A 502-nucleotide genomic window follows, 5' to 3' on the forward strand; every position below is an offset into this window, starting at 1 on the left:
TCGCTGCCCCGGCGTGTGGCGCAAACGGTTCGAAATCGTGTTGCATGGCGGATGGCTCGCTGCGGGGCCGGAGCGGGGGAGCGTCGCTACGGTTTGACGCCGCGCCAGAGTTCGAATGGCAGCTTCGCGCCGACGACCATGCCTGCACCCACCCCAACCCCGGCACCGATCCAGATGTCGCGTCCGCGATGGCCATCATCGGTGTTCTCGTCGCTGAAGGCGACGGCGGCGGCCATTCCCAGTCCCCAGCCCACGCCGAGCAGCAGCGCGCTCTTCCATCGCGAGGCGCCGGAGCTGACGCTGGCCCGCGCGATGGCGGTGCGCGCCACCCCCAGGTCGCTGGCACCAAGAGGTCGGATCCAGACGGAGTCCGGGTTGGCGCGCACGAAATGGCCGATCACGTCCTGTCGGCGTCGCTGAAACACGCCCTGGCGCAGGGAATCATGGATGACCAGGCGCACCCGCTCGCCCGTGCGGGTGTCGGCGAGAGTTTGCGCCGTGG

Annotated in this window: 1 protein-coding gene; it reads right to left on the bottom strand. The window is 69.7% G+C overall.

The genetic code is table 11. The features are described from left to right. Positions 1–86: 86 nt before the first annotated feature. The coding region (locus JNK74_30605) for a hypothetical protein (protein MBL7650518.1) at positions 87–502 on the bottom strand (416 nt) is incomplete at its 5' end.

It is taken from the genome of Candidatus Hydrogenedentota bacterium, assembly GCA_016791475.1.
Lineage (GTDB): Bacteria > Hydrogenedentota > Hydrogenedentia > Hydrogenedentales > JAEUWI01 > JAEUWI01.